A 20,105-nucleotide genomic window follows, 5' to 3' on the forward strand; every position below is an offset into this window, starting at 1 on the left:
GGCCTGCCAGGAAGCTTCCGCTTGACATACTTCTTCGGCATAGAAAGACCATACGATCAAGTATTCAGCAATGTCCCCCTACGAAAATTAGGCTCCAATGGTCACGTTTGACTTGAATTCAGAACCCTTTGTCGAGCTCGGATTGCTGCGCCTATCCGGCGAAGCGTTCGGCCCTCAAGGCTTCGCCCAGGGAATGGACGAGGTTTTTCATATGTTGATCCATCGCAGAACCAGCACATTTGGGTATGGCCATATGGTTTCAGGCGAACGTCTTATCTTCACTGGACGGTCAGATGCCGATAGGTTCTCCTATGACGGCTTGAACGCCTGGCTCGATGAATGTCGATTTCTGGCGTATTCGCCGGGTGTAGGAACGTGGACTACGGCCGTCGTCCATGTCTTTCCAGATCGGCCCGGACGGCTCGACCTCTACGACGAAGAGATTTTGGAGAGAGATGCCCAAGGTAACTGGCCGCCCGGCGGGCAGCCTGCCGGGGCCCAAACGTGGGCCCAGCAGCTCCTCGCTTTCCCGCGACTCCTCAACAATATCCCTGGGTCTATGTTGGAGATCTTGAGGACTGAAGGCGTTACCCCTCCGATTTACAACCCGGAGTTCACTTCGGTGGACTGGAACAACCGTCGCCGACCGGTCACTGACAGAGGAACCGACTTCACAGTCGAACCGACAGTTATAGACCCTTCGTTGGAGCCGGGCGTCTTCGCCAAAATCAGCAAGAAGCTCTTCGGAGCATAAGACAACGAGCCCAGTCGCCCCTGTCCGGTTCACCCAGTCGGACGTCCTGCCACCCGCGAAACCCTAGGCCGCCGTCGTCGACTTTCCTCAAACCTTCAGGAGATCTGCCGCGGTGGCATCAACTACTGCACCAAAATGAAGGACGCCGACGGGGGCCACATCGTCTCCACCCTGGTCGGCGACGCCAACCGCAACGGCTATCAACAACGCAAAGCCGGCTGGCCCGGCGGCCCCGGCTACGACCGCGGCCACGCAGCACCATCCTTCTTCGGATTCATAGGTGAGCGCGGCGGCCTCTTCCCCAACACGAATGGCAGAAGCACAAGGCCGGAACACCCAACGAAATCGACGAGGCAAACAACGTCCACGACACCGAGATGGAAGTCATAGCCAAGGTCAAACGTGATCTGACTGAAGGGAAACCGATAGATCTTACTTGGAGATAACTCTTACGAGAAGTAACCACTCAGCCGTTTCTCCGACCGTGAAATTGGAATACTCGTTCGAGTCAATGGACCCAGTCATTGCAAGATTCAATAATCTGAAGATAAGCGAGTAGGTTTAAAAAATGTGACCACCTTTGATCTGAACGAGGACCCGTGGGTTGAAAGCGGACTGAACCGACTCCACGATGAAGCTTTCGGAAGTTCGGGGTTCGCTCACGGCGCCAGTGAACTGGTCGATGTCCTCGTGCACAGAACCAGCGGCACATTCTGGCGCGGACAAATGTATCAGGGCGGTAGGCGCGTCCCCCGCGGAAGTGATTTTCACTTCTCGGACGATTTCTTGGCAACGTGGCTGGATGAGTGCCACGTCCGAGCTTATAAGCGCGGCACGGGGACATGGACCACGGCCGAGGTTCACATCTACCCCGACCGGCCCGGAAGACTTGATCTTTTCGAAGAGGAGATTCTGGAGAGGATGCCGGACGGGCATTGGTACCCCGGAGCCAAGCCCTCTGGAGCCGCAACCTGGGCGCAGCAGTTGCTGAGCTTTCCAAGGACTGTAGACAATATCCCTCCGTGGTTGTGGGACCTCTTCCGGGCTGAGGACGTGACTCCACCGATTTACAACCCGGAGTTCAAGTCCGTTGATTGGAAAAACCGTCGCCGACCGGTTACCGAAAGCGGAACGGACTTCACCGTCGAACCGACCGTGATCGACCCATCCCTAGAACCAGGCACTTTTACCAAAATCAGCAAGAAGCTCTTCGGAGCATAGGACAAACGAGACTAGTCAAACGTGTTCGGTCAAGCGCAGACAATCGGACGTCTTGCCTCCCCGCAAAACCCTGGCCCGCCGTCGTCGACCTCTAAATGCTGTAGAAGGCTAGCCGCGGTATCCGTACCCACCAGCGCACCAAAATAAGGACGCCGAGTAATCAGCGAAGTGAAACAGCGCTTGTCCGCAGGAAGACCCGTAAGTTTGGAGTGGGAAATGACCCTCACCCCGAGTCCGCCAACCGGAACGGCTAACAACAACGCAAGGCCGGCTGGCTCGGCGGCCCCGGCTACGACCGCGGCCACGCAGCACCATCCTTCTTCGGATTCATAGGTGAGCGCGGAGGAACCTTCCCCCAACACGAATGGCAGAACCACAAGGCCGGAACACCCAACGAAATCGACGAGGCAAACAACTTCAACGACACCGAGATGGAAGTCATCAAGAAAGCCAAGACGCTCTTGCAAAGTGGAGCCCCGTTAGATCCAAGGTGGGAAATGAAACTGGAGCCGGGATCGAACCCAGGCATGCCGCAGATCCTCAAGTTGCTTTACTCCTTTGATGACGAGCTTTCTGTTACAAAGGAATTCAATAACCTTCGAAGCAAGCAGATAAGGTGAATCAGTGACTGCTGCGGATTTGAACGCCAACATTTTCGTAATTGAAGGTCTTCAGAGGCTCGCTGAGGAGGCTTTCAATCCGGAGGGATTTGCGCACGACGTGGACGAAGTGGTTCATGTTCTGGTCAATCAAGGATCAGGAACCTTCGGGTATGGACACAAGGTTGTCGGCGACAGACAAATCCACAAGGGGCGTAGTTTTGACGATGACTTTTCTCACGATGCGCTAAACAACTGGCTGCGTGAGTGCAGGGCTCTCTCCTACTCCCCGGGCTACGGAACGTGGACAACGGCCGAGGTCCACGTCTTTAGGGACAGGCCAGGGAGATTGATCGTTTTTGATGAAGAACACCTACCGCGAATGAAGGATGGTGGATGGTACCCGGGAGGTAAGCCTGCCAGGGCAGCTTCATGGTCCGATCAACTCTTGGCATATCCGCGGACGGTGGACAACATCCCGTCGTGGATGTGGGATATCTTCCGTTCTGAGGGCGTTACCCCTCCGATTTACAACCCTGAGTTCAAGTCGGTTGACTGGAAGAACCGCCGCCGACCGGTCACTGACAGAGGAACCGACTTCACAGTCGAACCGACAGTTATAGACCCTTCACTGGAGCCGGGCATCTTCGCCAAAATCAGCAAGAAGCTCTTCGGAGCATAGGACAAACGAGCCCAGTCGCCCCTGTTTGGTTGAGCTAAGTCGGTCGGACGTCGCTCCGCCCGCGAAACCTTAGCCGCCGTCGACTTTCCTCAAGCCTTCAGGAGATCTATCGCGGTGGCATCAAGTACGGCACCAAAGCGAAGGACGCCGACGGGGGCCACGACGCCGATACCTTGGAGAAGTTCTCACCGACGCAAACGTCTGCAGTCCACCGTCTACTTGGGCGACGACATTGTAGGTGACGTTGGACAACTTCCACGACACCGAGATGGAAGTCATAGCCAGAGTAAAGAACGATTTGACCGAGGGTATGCCGGTCGATCTTCAATGGGAGATGGAACTGGTCCCCGGACGTCGGGCCGGGCTCCCAAACAATCTGCGATTGAAGTACAGATTTGGACACGAGGAGTGGCAGGATTTCGAGTTCAACAACCCTAATAAGGAAGGCTGAGGTATGACTGAGTACAATCTCGGCTCACAGCCGTTAGTTCTTCAAGGACTTGCACGGCTTCACGAAGAAGCGTTCGGTGCATCCGGTTTTGCTTTGGGGATGGATGAGGTGGTTGACATCGTCATTAAGCGACCATCGTCGACGTACAGGCGCGGGCACATGAAGTTAGGCGCTGAAATTGTGCCGCGTGAACGTGATGCCAAGTACTCAAGGGAGGCACTTAGCAAGTGGCTGGACGACTGTAGAGCCCTCGCGTATGTTCCTGGTCGAGGAACGTGGACAACAGCCGAAGCACACGTTTTCGCGACGAGCAGTGGTCTGCTGAATCTCTTTGACGATGAACATCTGGATCGGATGCCCAACGGCGATTGGTACCCGGGAGCCAAGCCCTCTGGAGCCGCAACCTGGGCGCAGCAGTTGCTGAGCTTTCCACGGACTGTAGACAATATCCCTCCGTGGTTGTGGGACATCTTCCGGGCTGAGGACGTGACTCCACCGATTTACAACCCGGAGTTCAAGTCCGTTGATTGGAAAAACCGTCGCCGACCGGTCACCGAAAACGGAACTGACTTCACCGTGGAACCAACCGTGATTGACCCATCCCTTGAACCAGGCATTTTTACCAAAATCAGTAAGAGGCTATTCGGTGGTTAAAACAACTATCGTTCAATAACTAGAACGATTGGAGAGTGTAAGCACTTGACCTCTTACGACGTATCCGGCGAACCATTGACATCAAGAGATTTGCGACACTTAAGGGGGGAGGCGTTCGGGCATCCGCCCTAGGATTCATCGGTGAGCGCGGAGGAATTTTCCCCCAACACGAATGGCAGAACGGCAAGGCAGGAACACCCAACGAAATCGACGAGGCAAACAACTTCCACGACACCGAGATGGAGGTCAGCAATAAATCGCAGACGCATTTCGGAAGCACGCGAGCCGGTGGATTTGACCTGGAAAATGAGGCTCGAACCCAGTGTGGCGAGCAATCCACAATCGCGAGATTCAACAACCTCGCTGAGCCCGAAGTAGGCTAAAGACGTGGATTCCCTCAGGCTAAACTCTGACCCTTTTGTTGTTACCGGTCTCCAACGGCTTTCTTCTGAGGCCTTCGGCCCCGCGGGTTTTGCTCTCGAAATGGATGAAGTAGTCCATGTTCTGGTTCACTACGGGACGCGCACTTTCGGCTATGGCCATAAAGTCAGCGGAAACGAAATCATCTACAAGGGCCAAAGCTTCGAGGACGATTTTTCAGCGCAAGCCCTCGATCACTGGCTGGATGAATGTAGGGATCGGTCATATACTCGCGGTGTTGGATCTTGGACAACAGCAGAAGTCCACGTTTTTCATAACAAAGCTGGCCGCTTGGATGTGTTCGATGAGGAACATCTCGAACGAATGAGCAACGGTCGTTTGCACCCCGGCGGCAGGCCCGCCGGTGCCCAAACCTGGGCTCAACAGCTGCTCAGGTACCCCCGGACCGTGGAAAACATTCCGGCTTGGATGTGGGATATCTTCCGGGCAGAAGACGTGACTCCGCCGATTTACAACCCTGAGTTCAAGTCGGTTGACTGGAAGAACCGCCGCCGACCGGTCACTGACAGAGGAACCGACTTCACAGTCGAACCGACCGTGATCAACCCTTCGCTGGAGCCGGGTGTTTTCGCCAAAATCAGCAAGAAGCTCTTCGGAACATAGAACAAACGAAGCAAGTCAAGGGTCTTCGGTTAAGTGCAGCCAGTCGGAAGTCTTGTCCGGCGCAAGACCTTGGATTGGCCCCTCGGATCTAGGCCAGCGCCGGAGCGCCGCCCAAACAAACCACCGCTTCCTGTGAATAACCCGCTACCATCCACTTCATGGGCATCCACATCGGCACCTCGGGCTGGAGCTACGACCATTGGGAGAACGTGCTGTATCCACCGGGCCTCCCTGTTGCCAAGCGTCTGGCCCATTACACAGCGCGTTTCAACACGGTGGAGCTGAATGCGAGTTTTTACCGGTGGCCTCGCGACACGTCCTTCGCAAGTTGGAGGGAGCGGCTCCCGCCCGGCTTTGCCATGTCGGTGAAAGCGCCGCGGGGCCTCACGCACGGCAAGAAACTATATAGTCCAGAAGTCTGGGTGGAACGGATCGTCCGCTGCTGGCACGAACTCGGCGATAAGAGGGCTGTGCTGCTGGCCCAGCTCCCGCCAGATTTTGAACGCGACGACGCCCGACTCGACTACTTCCTGGCTACCCTGCCGCAGTGGATTCGCGTCGCCGTCGAGTTTCGCCATGACAGCTGGGACCACCCGGACGTCTACACCCTGCTGGAACGCCGAGCTGCTGCCTACTGCATCATGAGTGGTGCCCATCTGCCGTGCATCCTCCGGGCCACCGCACCATTCGTGTACGTTCGACTGCACGGCCCGGACCATCAGCACCTCTACGGCGGCTCATACTCCGATGACGATCTCCAATGGTGGGCGGACCGGATTCGCGAGTGGGACGGCGCCGGCAAGGATGTCTACGTCTACTTCAACAACGACGGCGGTGGTAACGCCGTGCGGAATGCTGACACTTTGCGGTGGCTGCTTGGGGTCGGCTGACCTCGCTACGCCAAGCGTCCGCGCACGATCTCGCTGACAGTCTTGCCGTCAAAACGTCCTGCAACCTTGGCGGTGACGGGCTTCATGACGGCTCCGATGGAGCGCATGGAGAGTTCCTGACCGTCAGCCTTCAGTGCCTGGATGGCGTCGTCGACGATCGCCTCTACTTCTTCCCTGCTGAGGGCCTTCGGCAGGTAAGCCTCGATGATTTCAGCCTCAGCAACTTCGGCGGCTGCACGGTCGGTTTCGCCGGCCTCCGTGTAGATGCGGGCTGTGTCCCGGCGCTTGGCGGCTTCCTTTTGAAGCAGTGATGTGACCTGGGCGTCGTCCAGCTCCACCGGAGTCTTCCCGGACTTCTCGCGGGTAGTAATCTCGCCCAGCACGTTGCGGACAGTAGTAAGGGCGGTCTTGTTGCCGGCCTTCATGTGGTCGACGACGTCGGCTTTCAAGCGCTCTTTGAGTGTCATGATGTTGCTCCTTGTTCGGGGTTCCTCCTGCTATCTTTCCAGCTTGGGTGCTCAAGCGGGTCTCCCTCCGCACGAACACAGAATTCATGCTTGAAATCTGAATAGTAAGCATGCTTAGCTTATCGAGTCACTGGAAATCAGGTTTACCCGCGAAACCAGCTGACCCGCCAACCGCACAAAGGAGCCGTAGCGCTTAGGAGGAACTCCCATGCCACTTTCAGAAAGGGAGCGCAAAGTACTGCAGCAGCTTGAGCGCGAGCTCTTCATCCAAGACCCGGATTTGGCCCGACAATTGGAATCCGGGGTTCCCGTACGCGGTCCTGTTCAACCCCGCATCCGCGACGTCATGGCCGCCGCCGTCGGAGTGCTGTTGATCCTGCTGTCCATCCCCCTGCACGTCTTTCCGCTTGCCCTCGGTGGCATACTTCTTGTTGCCCACGCATTCCTGGCTCACAGGACTTACAAAAACGAGTCCTCGTCAAGACTCCTTTGAAGGCAATGCGCCCGGCGGGTCCTGTTCCGTTGGTTCCTTCTCAATCGGTCCGCTGACCACTACCTGCGCAGGGCTGTGGAGGAGGTAGCCGTTGAGCCAGGAGAACAAGGCCCGGATCTTTTGTTGGACCCCGGACAACAGTGCGAGGTGCACCAAAAGCCAGGACAAGAAGGCAAGGATGCCTTGCAACTGGAGGCGCTTGCGGCCCAGCTCTGCCACTGCGGCGCCACGCCCCACCATCGCCATATAGCCTTTGTCCACATAGCGGAAGGGTGTCCGGCTGCCACCACTGAGCTCCGCGAGGATGTTCTTAGCGGCCCATTTTCCGGCCTGTTGAGCGACCGAACCCAGTTGCGGCAATTTTGCACCCGTTGAATCCGTGATGTTGGCTGCATCTCCAATGACGTAGACGCCTTCCGCATCGGGGGCAGTCAAGTCAGGACGGACATCGATACGCCCGCCTCTCCCCTGGGCAAGACCCGATCCGGCAATGAGGTCCCCCGCCTTCAATCCGCCCGCCCACACCACGATTTGTCCAGGTACAGAACTCCCGTCAGCCAAAGTCACCCCGTCCTGCCGGACTTCAGTCACGCCCACTCCCATGTGCAGTTGGACTCCCACCTTCTTCAAGTGGTCCGTGGCATAGCTCTGGGACTTCTTGGAGAACATGTTCAGGACACTGGGAACCATATCCACCAGGTGCACACGGCAGCGCTCTGCCAGCTCCGGCGAGAAGTACTTGCTCACAACGTATTTGACGTTTTCGGCCATTGCCCCAGCCGTTTCGACTCCAGTGGGTCCGCCTCCCACCACAACGACATCCACAGACCCGTCGGGGTTTCTGTCAGCCTGATCCAGCAACCGGGTGAGGCCCGTCCCAAGCCTCGTGGCATCGGTGACTGAATACAGCGGGAATGCATGCTCTTCCGCGCCGGGCGTATTAAAGAAGTTCGGGACCGCCCCAACAGCGATGACCAGGATATCGGCACGCATGGAACGGCCATCAGCAGTCCTGACCACACGCTCAGCGGCGTCAACGGATTCCACCTTCGACGTTAGAACCTTGACTGTCTTGTAGCGGCGGAAAACCGAACGAAGAGGCCGGGCGATGGCTGACACTCCGATCTGCGAGGTTGCCACCTGATACAGGAGCGGCTGGAACTGGTGGTAGTTGTTCGAGTCGATCAGTAAGACGCGAACTCCCTTGCGCCCGAGCTCCTTGGCCGCTGCTACGCCCGCGAATCCGGCACCGACAACGATGACTGGGTATGAGTCCTCCATGCGAGCAACTTACTTCACTCCTCGTCCGGACAACAGGGGTTCGCGATCGCCGTCGAGCGTTTATCTTCTGGTCCTGTGGGTACGCAGTGGGTAGTGTTCTGCATTCGGCGACGCATGCGAAAGGGTGATCTTTGTGAATGAGGACGGGCTGACGGACGCAGTGCAGGAAGCCGGCGCTGTGGAGTTGATCCTGATCCGGCATGGCGAGAGCGAAGGCAACGTGGCCGCAACAGAGGCTCGTTTGGCTGGAGCCGAAGTGATTGATGTTCCGGCCAGGGATGCTGATGTGAACCTATCGGGTACCGGAAGGGACCAGGCCAAGGCACTGGGAACGGCGCTGGCCCGGATCGCCGATGAGCTCCGCCCGGATGCAGTTGTCTCCTCCCCCTATGTGCGGGCCCGGCAGACCGCGGAAATCGCTGTCGAAACGGCCGGCTGGCCCGTGAAGGTGCTCACCGACGAACGCCTCCGTGACCGGGAACTGGGCATCTTGGACCGGCTTACACGTTTGGGCGTGGAGACCCGATATCCGGACGAAGCTGAGCGACGGCTATGGCTGGGCAAGCTCTACTACAGGCCGCCGGGCGGTGAATCGTGGGCCGACGTCGCACTCCGACTACGTTCAATTCTGGATGAGCTCAACACCTTGGGAACAGGGCACCGGGTGATGCTCGTCTGCCATGACGCCGTCATCCTGCTGGTCCGTTACGTCCTGGAGGGCATGTCCGAGCAGGAAATCCTTGACCTTGCGGCCACGACATCGGTGCTGAACGCATCGATCACCCGGTACGTGCGGCCTTCGGGCGCGGGGCCTTGGCAACTGGAGAGCTTCAATGTGGCTGACCACCTTACGGAGCAGGGTGTCACTGTCACAGAACACGCAGGAGATGCCAGTGTCCACCCACAGTGATTCCAGCGCACTCACACTGGTAACACCGTCGCTTCTGCGTGATTGGCCGCTGCCGTCGCCCGGAGAGGACAAATACTCACGCGGTGCAGTGTTGGTCATTGGTGGAGCCCGGGCGACCCCTGGCGCGGCTTTGCTCGCCGGGACCGCGGCCCTTCGCGCGGGCGCGGGAAAAATTACCTTGGCCGTGGCCGAATCCGTAGCGGTGCAAGTGGGAGTCGCGCTGCCGGAGTGCGGCTCAATCGCCCTGCCCGAGACCGCCGACGGGTCCGTGACAGGTGAAGGATTGGACCGGATCTCGTCGTACTTGGAACGGGCCGACGCCGTGCTGATCGGCCCGGGTTTGGATGATCCCGAACTCGCCGAATCGCTGCTGCGAGCGCTGCTGGAGCGGGAGGAAACCCGCAGTGCCACGGACGACGGCGGAGCTCCCGCCGTCGTTCTTGATGCCTACGCCTTGGGCGGAATGGTAAAGATCGAGGACGAGTTGGGACCGTGGCGTGGCCGGATGATCCTGACTCCGAACCCCACGGAAACCGGAATTCTTCTGGGCAGGGACGTGGAGGATCTTGGGGCTGATGTTGCTGAGGTCGCCCGGCGATTTGATGCGGTGGTGAGTTGCCAGGGATACATCGCCGCTCCGGAGCCCACGGAAGACTCGACTCTGTGGAAGATCACCACGGGCTACGGCGGCCTGGGAACATCGGGAAGCGGCGATGTTTTGGCGGGGGCCATCGCCGGACTCCGGGCGCGCGGTACCAGCGATGCCCAAGCCGCGTGCTGGGGCACCCATCTTCACGCGGCCGCCGCCGACCGGCTAGCGAGCAAGCTCGGGCCCCTGGGTTTCCTGGCCCGGGAACTCGCGGACGAACTGCCAGCCCTCATGCTGGAGCTCAATACCTGATTCCCCTAGGCTGCCTCCATGGGGACAAAGGGAAGCAGCAGTCAATCATCGCGTGCAATCGTCAGCATCGTTGGGCTGCTTGCAATAGCGGCCTACGCTCTCTGCGCGGCGTTGCAGATCCTCGTGTGGAATCCTCTCGCTGCTATTCCGGGTGCCACCCTGGACGAAATACATGAGGGGCTGACCCGACGCAACGAATCAATTTCGTTGGCCGCGGTGTTGACGTGGTCAAGCATTGGAACGGTTCTTGGTGCCGTTGTGGTCCTGCTGACTGCGAGACGCGTTATTTCACGGATGAGAACCGTTGTGATTCTCCAGCTCTTGATCCTGGTGCTCGGCGCTCCTATGTATTTCTTCGCGTCATTCTCTGCCGGAATGGCCTTGGCGGACGCGTTTTTCATCTCCGGCGGCGATTACTCTCCTTGGGGCAGTCTGCTGTATCTCGTCAGCGGGACGGCATTGACCGGACTGCTAATGGTGATGATCTTTCGTGGAAAGTCCGGCGTGCATCCGGCCCGCGCCTAGGCAGGCTTCAGCAATTCATGCTCGACGACGGCGGTGCGCGACAGGGTTTTGTAGCCCTCCTGTTCGAACAGAACAGTCATGACGTCGTCCTCATGCCGCATCACCAGGCCCGGACCCCATTCTTTGTGGATCACCGTGGACTGCAAGGGGAACAGGTTCTCTGCGTCTGAGGTGGGGTGTCCGGCGGAACCCGGCCCGGCGTCGTCGTGAATTTCAGTGCAGGCATCGCAGTTGCCGCAGGGCTCCGGCAGGTTCTCCCCAAAGTAGCCCAGCAGGAACTGACGACGGCAGGCATCCGTCTCCGCAAAGCCTCGCATCATGGTGAGCCGCGACTGGTCCACGCGCTGCCGCGCCTCAGCCAGTTCGACGGCGCGGTCCACCAATGTGGTCAGCTTGGCCTTGGAGCTGAGCCGGGTGCCCCGCTTACCTGTTGTCACCGCGCCGGCTTCCTCCAGCTGGTTTACCAGTGCCGTGACCCGGCGGGCAGGGAAACCGCTGAGCTCCACCAAGGCCGTCTTCGGAGCAGGCGCGCCGGCGTTCTTGATGACTTTCAGGACGGCCATGAGCGACTCCGCGTCCGGGGAGTGGGTTGCGAAGAACTTGCGCAACCCCAAGTCCTCGGCACGGTAGTGCAGTATCGCAGCTGCCGGTTCACCATCGCGGCCGGCCCGACCGATTTCCTGGTAATAGGAGTCCAGGGACTCCGGAATATCCGCGTGCACCACAAACCGGACATTGGGTTTGTCAATGCCCATGCCAAAGGCAGTGGTAGCAACCACTACGTCCAGTTGGTCATCCAGGAATTGCTCATGGATGCTCTCCCGGTCGGTGTCCGTGCGGCCTGCGTGGTAGGCCTCTGCACGAAGACCTTCTTCTGTCAGCTTGGCCGCGTACTTCTCAGTGTCCTTGCGGGTGGCGGCGTACAGCAGCCCCAGGCCCTCCGCCTTGGCTAGCCCTACGACTTGTTCCACCACGGCTTTTCGCTTGCCTTTGTCCTCTTGGTGCCGGATAACGTCGAGGCTGATGTTGGGGCGGTCGAAACCTCGAACCAGGACCAGCGGCTCTGTCATGCCGAGTCGCTTCACGATTTCGTCACGCACAGGTGGGGACGCCGTTGCGGTGAGGGCTATGACCGGCGGCTTACCCAGACGTTCGCGGACATTGCCCAGTTCGAGGTAGTCCGGCCGGAAGTCATGGCCCCATGAGGAGACGCAATGTGCCTCGTCCACTACGAACATGGTGATGTCCAGCTTGGCGATCCGCTCTACGGTCTCCTGCTTGGCCAATTGCTCGGGGGCAAGGAACAGGAAGACCGCTTTACCGGTCTCAGCTGCCTGCCAGGCTGATTCCACCTCTGAATCGCTGCGGGAAGAATTGATGGCGACGGCGGCGCCCTCACCCAAGTCTTCAGTCAACCCGTCCAGTTGGTCTTCCTGCAAGGCAATGAGAGGAGAAACGACGACGGCGGGTCGGCCCGTTTGGTTGTAAAGGTGCAGCGCTGCGACTTGATAGGTAGCAGACTTTCCATACCCGGTGGGCATGACAGCCAGCACATCACGCCCTTCTGCGAGCGCGGTCATGCCGGCGAGTTGGCCGTCGCGCAGCTCAGGCAAGGAAAAGGAAGAGGCCGCCAGGGCGGTCAGGGCAAGGTCATCGGACATTAAAAAGTGGCTCCGCGTTGTGGTTCCTGCGGCCACTGGCATCAGCCGAGGTGACCAGCCTAGCGCGCGCAGGCACCCGCCGTCGTATGCTGTTTCTCCGGTTGTGGATAACCTCGCATTCGTGACGTTAGCGCGGACCCGGCGAGCGTACCTGATAGACAAGATGGGTGACGCGGGTTCCAGGAAGGATCACGGGATCATCGAGCACGATGTCACTTGCCAAGTCCCCGAACCAACGGATTCCGCTTCCGAGCAGTACCGGCACCAGGTCAACACGCAGTTCGTCCACCACGCCGCGGCGCAAGCACTGCTGCACCACGTCGGCGCCGGCGACGCCAATCTCCCTACCAACCGCCAGGTGGGCGGCACGCTCCAGTGCCGTTTCCAGGTCCCCTACGAATTCAAACGGCGCGGGTTTGCCATCCCGGCGGACCGGTGGCCAGTCCGGCGGGGGTTCGCGGTGCGTCAGGACAACGGTTGGTGACTCGTTGGGCGGGTGACCACGCCACCCCTTTGCCACGTCGAAGATACGTCGGCCGGAGATGAACGCGCCCTCCCGCGGAAGTGACCTCCAGTAGTCGGCGTCGGCTTCGCTGAGATGAAACGGCACAGGGTGGCCGGGCAGCCAGGTTTCCACGGATCCGGCCTCGTACCAATCAAACAAAGGGCCGATTCCGTCATCCTCACGGGCGATGAATCCATCAAGGGACATGGAAAACTGGGCTGATACACGGCTGTTCCTGTACATGGAATCAGTGTCGCGGCCCCGCTGGACTTGTCAAGGATGCTGCCCATCGCAAGGGTGATCAGGATACTTATAAACGGTGACAGTTGTGCCTATGCTTAGTCCATGGAGCCCACTTCAGCCATCCTTCTCGTGCTTATCGGAGTGGTTGTCTGGCTCGGAGCCACCATCCTGCCCTTGGCACTGCTTCCCTCGTCGCGTGCCGAGGAGGAGCATAAGCCGAGAGCACGCCACCCCCGTCATCCACGGCGTGAGCCGCGCGCCGTCCACCGTTTTCGACCATCCTCACTGAAGGTCCGCTCGGGCCATCACGCCCATGCGCGGCCGCACGGCGCTTAGCTTGGGACTCTCCGGCTACAGCCCGGCTACAGCGGATTGCCAAACTCCCGGATGGTGATTCCGGTGAAGTTCGCGGGGCCACCGTCCGCATACAGTGAAAGCCCCGTGTCGCCGTCTGCGAAGTGAACCTGCTGTGAAATCACGGTGTGCCCCGAGTTCACAAACACCTCAACACTCTGTGTGTCCACAAAGATGCGTAGGTGGACTGACCGCGCGTTGGCATCAATACGCGCTGCGGCCCGAGTGTATGGCACCAGCGTGTAGCCGCCCTGGTCTGAAGGCGCACGATCAACATATATCTCGTCGCCGTACTTGCCGATATTGGTATGACGGGAGCCGTCCGGGGAACGGCCAACAGATACCCCAATGTTGGCGGCCTCGTTCCAGGAAATGTGGAGCTCCAGCTCGTAAGCACGCCCGTTCCACGGAAGTACCACGCTGCCGTTAACCGTTCGATCAGGTAGGGACGTAGTGGCGGTAACATAACCCTCCAGCGCGCCAACCGGGGAGCTGAGCAAGCTGTACCAGCCTCCGGACTGGCGCTCCAACCGCAGTTCACGCGTAATGGAGTTCTGCCCGTTGTAACCATCGGAGGCATCTGTAGGCACGTGGCGGGCGGCGTACTTCCAGTTGTTCATCCAGGCGATGGCCAGGCGCTTCGTTTCGGGGGCCTCGACGGACGGCCACGTCACGGCGGCGTACCAGTCCCATCCCCAATCGAGCCACTGCGGAGTGAGGTCATCAGCAATGAACGCTGTGCCGGTCCATGTACCCGTCCAATAGGCAAAGGTCATAGGCAGATCGATGCTGTATGCATCCATGCTCGCGCCAAACACCCAATGCCGCGTGCCGTCGTCGGCGGTCATCTCAAACAGATCAGGACATTCGATACCTCCCAGGGCGTGGTTCGGGTAGTCGAAGTTGGATATCCAGTTCCAGTCCCGCAGGTTTGCTGAGGTATAAAACGCTGCGTATCGCGCCCGTCCGATCACACATACCCACTCATTGCGTGCCGCGTCCCAGTGGATCTTCGGGTCCCGGAACCACTCTGCGTTCTCAATCTCAGCTTGGGTGGTGGCAGTTCGTCCGTCAGTGTTCACGATCACTGGGTCCGGGAGGGCGGAGAACGTGTAACCGCCGTCGGTTGACCAGTAGAGGTACTGCTCCTGGAACTTTCGAATGCCCCCGGTCGGCTGAGTAGCCAGCGCGACTACGGCCCCGGCACCGAAACCAGCGGTGTTCGCGGCGTCCACCACCGCCGATCCCGACCACACCGGGAAGTCGGGCCGCAAGGGCATCACCACCCCGTGGTGCGTGAAGGCCACGCCGTCGCCTGTAGTTGCGTGGTCCCATCCACCCGGGCCGTTGTTCTGCCCGGAGTGGAGGTAGTAGAGCTGGTAGGCGCCCTTGGTATGGACGGGGCGTTGGGGATCGCACAGCCAGCCCGAAGGCGGAGTCATGTGGTAAACGGCCCGAAGTGACGCCGGGGCGTCTGCGGCTGCTGGAGCGGCGTTGCTCAAGAACAGCGCGATGGCGCCAGCGCCTGCGCCCTGCAGTGCAGTGCGGCGAGAGATGTCGTACGTCATTGATTCGTTCCTCTCAAGGTTCGGCGCAACAGCGCGCCAAAAAGTCCTTCATGTGGTGGGGAAGCCGAAGCTATGCAGGACCCTAGCGGCATTGTCTGACTGCGGTCAAGCGTTTTAGCAGGAGCAAAAATGTTAGGAACTAATTTTGCTAAAACGCTTGAACGCGCTGGGAATACACGCTAGCTTTCAGTGATCAAACGCTTTAGCAGAATGGACATCAGCGCAGATGAAACGCTCAGTCTTCTTCCAACCCGCCAACGGCTGGGTTGGGGACCTCATCCCCTTCGAGAAGGACGGGGAGTTCTGGCTCTTCTACCTTCACGAAGACCGCTCTTCGCCTAAACCTGGCACCTCATGGAACCTGGTCACCACAAAAGACCTCACTCAGTTTGAGGACCACGGCGTTTCGTTGCAGCACGGCAGCGAAACCGACCTGGACTTCAACGCCTACACAGGCAGCATCATCACGGACCAGTCCGGCGTGCACCACCTGTTCTACACCGGCCACAACCCCCGCAACCTCGGCCAGGACGGCGCGCCCCTTCAACTAGTCATGCACGCCACAAGCACTGACGGCATGGGAAGCTGGCAAAAACACCCCGAGCTCACCTTCGGAGCTCCGGACGGCTACGAGTCCGGTGACTGGCGCGATCCCTTTGTGTTTTGGGACGACAGCAAGAACCAGTGGCGGATGCTTCTCGCGGCAAGGCACTCAACCGGTCCGGAACGTCGCCGCGGCGTCATCGCACAGTGTGTGTCCACGGACCTCACCACCTGGCAGCACACCGAACCGTTCTGGGATCCGCGTCGGTACATTACCCACGAATGCCCGGACGTCTTCTCGTGGGGAGACTGGTGGTACATGGTGTACTCCGAATTCTCGGAATCGTTCACCACCCGGTACCGCATGTCCAAAAGCCCCGACGGGCCTTGGACCGTGCCCGCCTTGGACAGCATCGATGGCCGCGCCTTCTACGCGTCAAAAACCGCAGAGCGGGAAGGACGGCGCTTCTTCTTCGGATGGATTGCCAGTAAAGAAGGCAACGCAGATCAGGGTCCATGGCAGTGGGCCGGAACAATGTCCGTGCTGGAAGCCCTCCAAAACCCCGACGGGACACTGGGGTTTTCGTTCGCAGATGAACTCGTGGAGAGCTTCTGGGACGAGGTCCCCCTGTCCCTTGCCAGTTCCTTGCCGGCTCGCCTCCACGTGCCGGACGGTTACACAGCCATGGTCTCCGACGAGGAACTGCCCCAGCAGTTTTACGCCAAGGCTGTCATTGACATCGCCGCCAACACCACCGAGTGCGGGCTGCTGCTGCGTTCAAGCCCCGACGGCGATCAGTCCTACGTTCTGCGATTGGAACCCAAACGCGGGCGGCTTGTCTTCGACCACTGGCCGCGCAGCATCACCGGGGACGCACAGTGGCATGTCTCGGGCGACGTCCCCTTCGACATCGAGCTCGAGCGGCCCTGCGACCTCACCCCGGGCGAGCACACCCTTGAGGTCATCGTCGACGGCGACATTTGCGTCGCCGTCGTCGACCGTCAGGTTGCGCTCAGCACCAGGATCTATGACCTGACGGCAGGGAGGATCGGCGTCTTCGCCGGCGAAGGAACCGCCACCGTCACCGAATTTGAGATACGTCAGCGCACCGACAACTGAATACCGCCCCATCCCCAACCTCTGTTCAATCAAGGGAGATTGCCGCCATGAAGAAACTATTCCGTGCCGCTGCCGTCGCAGCCGCCGCTGCCCTGGCTTTGACAGCCTGCGGGGGCGGAGGAGCCGCCAGTGACCCCTCCAACGTCAGCCCTACCGGCGAGATCAAGCCCCGCGAAATATCCTGGTTGCTCTCCAGGCCCGCCGATGGAGCTGTCATCAACATCATGAAGAAGCTGGCGGACGACTACGCCAAGGAACACCCAGGCTTCGTACTGAACCTCATCACCACCCCGGACCGGCCCTCATACATTCAAAAGCTTGAAACCCTGGCCGCGGCCAACAAGCTACCGGAGTTGTTCGACACGGATGCCACCCCCTTCGCCCAGGAATTGGCCAAGCAAGGCAAAATGGTTGACGCCGACAAGCTCCTGAAATCACTGGACGTCTACGACGATTACCGGCCTGGTGCACTGGACTACCAACGCTTCGACGATGGCTCCTTGTACATGATTCCGTTCCAGTTCGAACTCGAATTCATCTGGTACAACAAGGCCTTGATGGAGAAGGCCGGCGTTTCCGTGCCAAAGTCCCTCGATGACATCCCCGCCATGTGCACGGCCCTGCGGAATGCCGGGATCACACCGATCGCCATCGACGGGCAGGACCAGTGGCCGCTGGAACGCTACGTCGCGTACCAGCCGTTCCGTGAAGCGGGGCCCGATTTCATTCAGAAGCTGAAGAAGGGCGAGGCGTCCTTCTCGGATGCCGCCGGCCAGAAGTCCGTGAAGTGGATGGCTGACCTTGGCAAGGCCAAGTGCTTCCAAGAAGGTTTCTCGGCCCAGGGTTACTCGGACGCACAGAATCAATTCACCTCGGGACAGGCCGCCATGTACAACATCGGCACTTGGGAACTTCCGAGCCTCGCCACAGACAAGCTCAACCCTGAGGTCCGCGACGACATCGATTTCTTCACCTTGCCCACCACGGAAGGTTCGGTGACCGCTGCAAACGAATTCGTCTCACCCTCCGGCATTGGAATGGCAGTGAACTCGAAGACCTACGATCCGTTGGTGAGCGACTTCCTGAAGTTCGCCCTGGAGAAGTACCCGGCTGAATACGCTGCCACCGGAGCTCTCTCCCCCACCGCCAACGTACAAACGGCCATCCCGGCGAACGCGACTCCGCTGTACAAGAAGGCGCTGGAAACGGCCAACACCCTTGGGGACAAGCAAGCAATGCCGTGGGATACCCAGCTGGACCCCACCACCAACGGCCGGCTGCAACAGGAACTCGTCCTCCTGGTCCAGGGCAACATCACGCCCGAACAGTTCACCAAGACCATGGACGACGCCATCAAGCAGAACGCCCCCAAGTTCTTCAAGTAAACCGAAGCGGCGGGGGCTCCCAAGGCCCCCGCCCGAAAGGCCCACCATGCTACCCAACAGGTCAAGGACCTCGGTCCTGGTTTTCCTGCTTCCACCGCTGCTCCTCTACTGCGCAGCCGTACTCTTCCCGATTCTTCAGTCGTTGTTCCTCAGCTTCTTCTCGTGGAACGGCATCAGCGAGATGGAGTTCGTAGGGCTCGCCAACTATGTCCGGATGCTCACCGCGGACGACATTTTCTGGAGGTCCTTCTTCAACGCACTCCTGTACCTGGCTATCTGCCTGGTGCTGCAGCTCGGCGGAGCGCTGGTTGTAGCCAGCCTGCTCACGTCACTTCGCCGGGGCCGGGAGCTCATCAAAACCCTTTACTTGCTGCCAGCCGTGATCTCCACCGTCGCGATCGCATTCCTCTTTGTCCGCATCTACTCCATTGACCCCGTCGGTTTGTTGAACCAGCTGCTGCATTGGGTCGGTTTGGGTTCCTTCGAGCGGGCCTGGCTGTCCGATGTGAACACCGTGTTGGCCGCCGTATCCGCCCCCGAAGGCTGGCGGTTTACAGGGCTGTACATGCTTATCATCTACGCCGCGCTGATCGCCGTGCCCAAGGAACTGGAAGAAGCAGCGGTCCTGGACGGCGCCTCGAAGTGGACCCTCTTCACCAAGATCCGGTTCCCCTACATACGTCCTGTGTGGATTACCACCACCATCATGGCCACTACCTACGGCCTGCGAGGCTTCGATATCCCGTACCTCATGACCAACGGTGGCCCGGGGCAGTCCTCCGAACTGCTCACCACCTACATGTATAAGACAGCCTTCACCAGCACGGACTTCGGCTACGCAAGTACCATCTCCGTCTTCATCGTGATCGAGTGCCTCGTCGCCGTCGGCCTCATCTTGTTCATGCTCAAGCGGAAGGCAGATTCATGATCACCCAGACAGCCCCTTCTTCCCCGCGCGCTTCCGCTCCGACGTCGCCGGTTCTTAAACGACGGCGGCGTAAGCCCAGCCTGTACCGGACACTCTCCCGGGTCCTCATCCTGCTCATCGTGATCGTGCAGGTCTACCCGCTCGCTTGGCTGTTCGTTACCAGCCTGCGGACGGAACACGACTTCGCAACCGGCGATCCCTTCGCGCTCCCCAGCTCGTTGACGTGGGAAAACTATGCGAGGGCCTTTGAAACCGGCGACTTGGGCCGGAACATCCTGAACAGTTTCATTGTCACCATGGGCGCCAACATCCTCATTGTGTTGTTCGGCATGATGGCTGCGTACGCCATTCAGGTTCTCGGCTTCCGTCTGAGCCGCTTTGTGCGCGGTTTGTTCCTGGTGGGAATCATTGTTCCCGTTCAGATCGCTTTGGTCCCGCTATTCATCGACTACTCCGCAGTGAACCTGTTGGACACGTACCAGTCGATGATCATCCCCTTGGCCGGCTTTGCCTTGCCCATGTCCATATACCTGTTCTCATCCTTCTTCGAGTACATTCCGCGGGAAACCTACGAGGCCGCATCCTTGGATGGTGCCGGCCCGTACAGGATTTTTGGTTTGATAACCCTGCCCCTGTCACTGAACACCGTGGTCACTGTTGTCCTGGTGAACAGCATCTTTATTTGGAACGACTTCATCTTCGCCAACACTTTTGTTCTCTCCGAGGACTTGAAGACGATTCCGCTGGGCCTGCAAAACTACATCGGCGCCATGGGCAAGGTGGATTGGACGGCCACCTTCGCTGCGGTCTGCGTGACCATCACTCCGCTGCTCCTGGTCTTCCTGGTCCTGAACAAGGCCATGATTCAAGGCCTTGAAAGCGGAGCGACGAAGGGATGACCGCCATGGCAGACGGATATACTCCAA

The 20,105-nt window shown here is 59.3% G+C and carries 22 protein-coding genes; 16 read left to right on the top strand and 6 right to left on the bottom strand.

Annotated elements, in window-relative coordinates; translation table 11 throughout:
• The first annotated feature begins 97 nt into the window (after positions 1–97).
• The gene (locus M1D89_RS18530) at positions 98–754 is read left to right on the top strand and encodes a hypothetical protein (protein WP_498645773.1); all 657 of its coding nucleotides are present in this window, start codon (positions 98–100) and stop codon (positions 752–754) included.
• Between the two features lie 87 nt (positions 755–841).
• Here the strand turns inward: M1D89_RS18530 and M1D89_RS18535 are convergent, their stop codons facing one another.
• Positions 842–1,006 carry a hypothetical protein gene (locus M1D89_RS18535; RefSeq protein WP_498645775.1) on the bottom strand — a complete coding sequence of 55 codons (165 nt, stop codon included), beginning with the start codon at positions 1,004–1,006 and terminating at the stop codon, positions 842–844.
• Positions 1,007–1,324: 318 nt separating this feature from the next.
• Between M1D89_RS18535 and M1D89_RS18540 the strand changes: the two genes are divergently transcribed.
• From M1D89_RS18540 to M1D89_RS18565, 6 genes are all read left to right on the top strand, one after another.
• A complete protein-coding gene (locus M1D89_RS18540; RefSeq protein ID WP_498645777.1) occupies positions 1,325–1,975 on the top strand; it encodes a hypothetical protein in 651 nt (216 codons plus the stop codon).
• A 624-nt stretch (positions 1,976–2,599) separates the two neighbouring features.
• Positions 2,600–3,256 carry a hypothetical protein gene (locus M1D89_RS18545; protein ID WP_498645779.1) on the top strand — a complete coding sequence of 219 codons (657 nt, stop codon included), beginning with the start codon at positions 2,600–2,602 and terminating at the stop codon, positions 3,254–3,256.
• A 238-nt stretch (positions 3,257–3,494) separates the two neighbouring features.
• Positions 3,495–3,707, top strand: coding sequence for a hypothetical protein (locus M1D89_RS18550; RefSeq protein ID WP_498645781.1), 213 nt, complete (start codon positions 3,495–3,497; stop codon positions 3,705–3,707).
• Positions 3,708–3,710: 3 nt separating this feature from the next.
• Positions 3,711–4,361 (top strand): hypothetical protein, encoded by a 651-nt coding sequence (locus M1D89_RS18555; protein WP_364308054.1) that lies wholly within the window; start codon positions 3,711–3,713, stop codon positions 4,359–4,361.
• Between the two features lie 483 nt (positions 4,362–4,844).
• Positions 4,845–5,405: a hypothetical protein gene (locus M1D89_RS18560; protein ID WP_498645784.1), complete on the top strand. Its 561-nt coding sequence runs from the start codon at positions 4,845–4,847 to the stop codon at positions 5,403–5,405.
• Positions 5,406–5,563: 158 nt separating this feature from the next.
• Positions 5,564–6,295: a DUF72 domain-containing protein gene (locus M1D89_RS18565; protein ID WP_498645786.1), complete on the top strand. Its 732-nt coding sequence runs from the start codon at positions 5,564–5,566 to the stop codon at positions 6,293–6,295.
• 5 nt (positions 6,296–6,300) lie between these two features.
• Here the strand turns inward: M1D89_RS18565 and M1D89_RS18570 are convergent, their stop codons facing one another.
• Positions 6,301–6,762, bottom strand: coding sequence for a GatB/YqeY domain-containing protein (locus M1D89_RS18570; protein WP_498645787.1), 462 nt, complete (start codon positions 6,760–6,762; stop codon positions 6,301–6,303).
• A 208-nt stretch (positions 6,763–6,970) separates the two neighbouring features.
• Here M1D89_RS18570 and M1D89_RS18575 point away from each other — a divergent pair, with 208 nt between their 5' ends.
• Positions 6,971–7,255 (top strand): DUF3040 domain-containing protein, encoded by a 285-nt coding sequence (locus M1D89_RS18575; protein WP_498645789.1) that lies wholly within the window; start codon positions 6,971–6,973, stop codon positions 7,253–7,255.
• On the opposite strand, the gene M1D89_RS18580 is transcribed toward M1D89_RS18575, so the two are convergent.
• The gene (locus tag M1D89_RS18580; RefSeq protein WP_498645791.1) at positions 7,241–8,536 is read right to left on the bottom strand and encodes an NAD(P)/FAD-dependent oxidoreductase; all 1,296 of its coding nucleotides are present in this window, start codon (positions 8,534–8,536) and stop codon (positions 7,241–7,243) included. The genes M1D89_RS18575 and M1D89_RS18580 overlap by 15 nt on opposite strands.
• Positions 8,537–8,660: 124 nt before the next feature.
• Between M1D89_RS18580 and M1D89_RS18585 the strand changes: the two genes are divergently transcribed.
• The 3 genes from M1D89_RS18585 to M1D89_RS18595 are packed head-to-tail and all read left to right on the top strand — an operon-like array spanning position 8,661 to position 10,872.
• Complete coding sequence (locus M1D89_RS18585; RefSeq protein WP_498645793.1) at positions 8,661–9,446, top strand: histidine phosphatase family protein; 786 nt, start codon at positions 8,661–8,663, stop codon at positions 9,444–9,446.
• Positions 9,424–10,347, top strand: coding sequence for an NAD(P)H-hydrate dehydratase (locus tag M1D89_RS18590; protein WP_498645795.1), 924 nt, complete (start codon positions 9,424–9,426; stop codon positions 10,345–10,347). Before M1D89_RS18585 ends, M1D89_RS18590 begins: the two co-directional genes overlap by 23 nt.
• Before the next feature lie 18 nt (positions 10,348–10,365).
• Complete coding sequence (locus M1D89_RS18595; protein WP_498645797.1) at positions 10,366–10,872, top strand: hypothetical protein; 507 nt, start codon at positions 10,366–10,368, stop codon at positions 10,870–10,872.
• Here M1D89_RS18595 and M1D89_RS18600 read toward each other — a convergent pair.
• Together M1D89_RS18600 and M1D89_RS18605 are read right to left on the bottom strand one after the other, a co-directional pair.
• Positions 10,869–12,533, bottom strand: a complete 1,665-nt coding sequence (locus M1D89_RS18600) for a RecQ family ATP-dependent DNA helicase (protein ID WP_498645799.1) — start codon at positions 12,531–12,533, stop codon at positions 10,869–10,871. The genes M1D89_RS18595 and M1D89_RS18600 overlap by 4 nt on opposite strands.
• A gap of 127 nt (positions 12,534–12,660) precedes the next feature.
• On the bottom strand, positions 12,661–13,281 hold the full coding sequence (locus tag M1D89_RS18605; protein WP_498645801.1) for a dihydrofolate reductase family protein: 621 nt from the start codon (positions 13,279–13,281) through the stop codon (positions 12,661–12,663).
• 102 nt (positions 13,282–13,383) lie between these two features.
• Between M1D89_RS18605 and M1D89_RS18610 the strand changes: the two genes are divergently transcribed.
• A complete protein-coding gene (locus M1D89_RS18610) occupies positions 13,384–13,617 on the top strand; it encodes a hypothetical protein (protein WP_402941223.1) in 234 nt (77 codons plus the stop codon).
• Positions 13,618–13,643: 26 nt separating this feature from the next.
• On the opposite strand, the gene M1D89_RS18615 is transcribed toward M1D89_RS18610, so the two are convergent.
• On the bottom strand, positions 13,644–15,203 hold the full coding sequence (locus M1D89_RS18615; protein ID WP_498645804.1) for a glycoside hydrolase family 32 protein: 1,560 nt from the start codon (positions 15,201–15,203) through the stop codon (positions 13,644–13,646).
• A gap of 226 nt (positions 15,204–15,429) precedes the next feature.
• On the opposite strand from M1D89_RS18615, the gene M1D89_RS18620 reads away from it, so the two are divergent.
• From M1D89_RS18620 to M1D89_RS18635, 4 genes are read left to right on the top strand one after another with little or no spacing between them, the layout of a single operon-like run.
• Positions 15,430–16,866, top strand: a complete 1,437-nt coding sequence (locus M1D89_RS18620; RefSeq protein WP_498645806.1) for a family 43 glycosylhydrolase — start codon at positions 15,430–15,432, stop codon at positions 16,864–16,866.
• Between the two features lie 47 nt (positions 16,867–16,913).
• Entirely contained in the window at positions 16,914–18,251 is a 1,338-nt protein-coding gene (locus tag M1D89_RS18625) for an ABC transporter substrate-binding protein (RefSeq protein ID WP_498645808.1), read from the top strand.
• A 46-nt stretch (positions 18,252–18,297) separates the two neighbouring features.
• Complete coding sequence (locus M1D89_RS18630) at positions 18,298–19,179, top strand: carbohydrate ABC transporter permease (RefSeq protein WP_309075846.1); 882 nt, start codon at positions 18,298–18,300, stop codon at positions 19,177–19,179.
• Positions 19,176–20,078: a carbohydrate ABC transporter permease gene (locus M1D89_RS18635; RefSeq protein WP_498645809.1), complete on the top strand. Its 903-nt coding sequence runs from the start codon at positions 19,176–19,178 to the stop codon at positions 20,076–20,078. The genes M1D89_RS18630 and M1D89_RS18635 overlap by 4 nt, the downstream gene beginning before the upstream one ends.
• Positions 20,079–20,105: the final 27 nt, after the last annotated feature.

The organism is Arthrobacter sp. D3-18 (assembly GCF_054408525.1).

Bases quoted from the DNA above. Each gene is read 5' to 3' on its own strand.
- M1D89_RS18610 (WP_402941223.1), top strand. From the start codon at position 13,384: ATGGAGCCCACTTCAGCCATCCTTCTCGTGCTTATCGGAGTGGTTGTC.
- M1D89_RS18565 (WP_498645786.1), top strand. From the start codon at position 5,564: ATGGGCATCCACATCGGCACCTCGGGCTGGAGCTACGACCATTGGGAG.
- M1D89_RS18530 (WP_498645773.1), top strand. From the start codon at position 98: ATGGTCACGTTTGACTTGAATTCAGAACCCTTTGTCGAGCTCGGATTG.
- M1D89_RS18630 (WP_309075846.1), top strand. From the start codon at position 18,298: ATGCTACCCAACAGGTCAAGGACCTCGGTCCTGGTTTTCCTGCTTCCA.
- M1D89_RS18635 (WP_498645809.1), top strand. From the start codon at position 19,176: ATGATCACCCAGACAGCCCCTTCTTCCCCGCGCGCTTCCGCTCCGACG.
- M1D89_RS18590 (WP_498645795.1), top strand. From the start codon at position 9,424: ATGCCAGTGTCCACCCACAGTGATTCCAGCGCACTCACACTGGTAACA.
- M1D89_RS18560 (WP_498645784.1), top strand. From the start codon at position 4,845: ATGGATGAAGTAGTCCATGTTCTGGTTCACTACGGGACGCGCACTTTC.
- M1D89_RS18570 (WP_498645787.1), bottom strand. From the start codon at position 6,762: ATGACACTCAAAGAGCGCTTGAAAGCCGACGTCGTCGACCACATGAAG.
- M1D89_RS18625 (WP_498645808.1), top strand. From the start codon at position 16,914: ATGAAGAAACTATTCCGTGCCGCTGCCGTCGCAGCCGCCGCTGCCCTG.
- M1D89_RS18555 (WP_364308054.1), top strand. From the start codon at position 3,711: ATGACTGAGTACAATCTCGGCTCACAGCCGTTAGTTCTTCAAGGACTT.
- M1D89_RS18595 (WP_498645797.1), top strand. From the start codon at position 10,366: ATGGGGACAAAGGGAAGCAGCAGTCAATCATCGCGTGCAATCGTCAGC.
- M1D89_RS18605 (WP_498645801.1), bottom strand. From the start codon at position 13,281: ATGTACAGGAACAGCCGTGTATCAGCCCAGTTTTCCATGTCCCTTGAT.
- M1D89_RS18620 (WP_498645806.1), top strand. From the start codon at position 15,430: ATGAAACGCTCAGTCTTCTTCCAACCCGCCAACGGCTGGGTTGGGGAC.
- M1D89_RS18600 (WP_498645799.1), bottom strand. From the start codon at position 12,533: ATGTCCGATGACCTTGCCCTGACCGCCCTGGCGGCCTCTTCCTTTTCC.
- M1D89_RS18615 (WP_498645804.1), bottom strand. From the start codon at position 15,203: ATGACGTACGACATCTCTCGCCGCACTGCACTGCAGGGCGCAGGCGCT.
- M1D89_RS18575 (WP_498645789.1), top strand. From the start codon at position 6,971: ATGCCACTTTCAGAAAGGGAGCGCAAAGTACTGCAGCAGCTTGAGCGC.
- M1D89_RS18580 (WP_498645791.1), bottom strand. From the start codon at position 8,536: ATGGAGGACTCATACCCAGTCATCGTTGTCGGTGCCGGATTCGCGGGC.